Genomic DNA, 723 nt, shown 5'->3' on the forward strand with positions numbered 1-723 from the left:
GATGCGTAGCGATGACGATGTCTATCTTGATGTCTCATCCATTCTCACTGGAATTTCTCCGCCTAGCGCCGATCGGCTAACGATGCGAACTTGGTTGGCGCCTGAGTCTGATGTGTGCGATTTTGAAGTAGACGCTATCCGAAAGGACGGCGAGGTCGAATGGTTGAGTCCTGACGGGAAATGCCTCGAGAGTCTGATGAAGCTGATTGTTGAACTTCGCAATTGGTACGTTTCTAACGGCTTGACGAATGGCCGGCCGCCATGGAATGCCTGCGAGTTCTCTCTTGATGTCGCGTCCCAGCGGCTATCGGTTGGGTTCCTATTCGAGTGACTTCCAACGGTGGCAGCGTCGACCCTGGAACAGGGACACTTGGAACATTGCGTGTTTGTCCCAAAATTTACACATCACTCAAGCGTTGCTGGTTTCAAGTTCGCCCGGCAGTTGATTCGCGTCGTTTCCGCTTTGGTCTGATCGCTAGTGGGGGCGACGAATTGACTACAGTTGCCGACAGGGAAGTCGTATGGAGCGCTACTTGATGCGGGCGGACTTGGCTATCCTGGACCGATGGGTTCTGGGCGATGTGAGTCACATCAACAATTGGCACCTGATCGAACCGACGGTCAACTTCATGGAGCCCGGTAGCCATAGCCTCTCGGTCACGCACCCAGGGCGCGAGGTCGACCTTCGTAGACTACAATCAGACTGCGGGAGAATTTTAACAA

1 protein-coding gene is annotated in these 723 nt (G+C 53.8%); it reads left to right on the forward strand.

What is annotated here, in order from left to right; all coding sequences use genetic code 11:
- On the forward strand, positions 1–331 hold a 331-nt coding region (locus KVS69_RS18530), incomplete at its 5' end, for a hypothetical protein (RefSeq protein WP_217539448.1).
- Positions 332–723 lie beyond the last annotated feature (392 nt).

The organism is Stenotrophomonas sp. GbtcB23 (assembly GCF_019091045.1).
GTDB classification, from domain to species: domain Bacteria; phylum Pseudomonadota; class Gammaproteobacteria; order Xanthomonadales; family Xanthomonadaceae; genus Stenotrophomonas; species Stenotrophomonas rhizophila_A.